Origin of the sequence: Bacillus sp. SIMBA_008 (assembly GCF_046535495.1) — a bacterium.
In the GTDB taxonomy this organism is placed as follows: domain Bacteria; phylum Bacillota; class Bacilli; order Bacillales; family Bacillaceae; genus Bacillus; species Bacillus subtilis.
This window is the reverse complement of sequence record NZ_JAWRWL010000409.1, coordinates 1-275: the sequence shown is the minus strand read 5'-3', so window position 1 is coordinate 275 and position 275 is coordinate 1. Positions and strand designations below refer to the sequence as shown.

Below are 275 nucleotides of genomic sequence, written 5' to 3'. Positions count from 1 at the left end.
AAAAATTGATGATTTTATGAAGCTCACCAAAGTGAGCCGGAATACATTGCTTGAAGATATGAAACAGCTAAAAGAAGCACTTTCAAAGCAGCAGCTCACGCTTCACTATCAGCCAGCCTTCGGCTATTTGATTTCAGGAGAAGAAAGAGCGATTCGATTGGCTCTGAAACCTTATATTCATTCCATTCGCACCATGATAAAAAATGAAAAAGCTTTTCCATCTCTTTGGTTAAAGGGGCCTATTTCATATAACAGGTTAAAATATCTCCTCGAGC

1 protein-coding gene is annotated in these 275 nt (G+C 38.5%); it reads left to right on the top strand.

Annotation, left to right across the window (positions count from 1 at the left end; genetic code table 11):
• Positions 1–275, top strand: a 275-nt coding sequence (locus SB658_RS23805) for a helix-turn-helix domain-containing protein (protein ID WP_410602781.1), incomplete at both ends; no start/stop codon positions are given.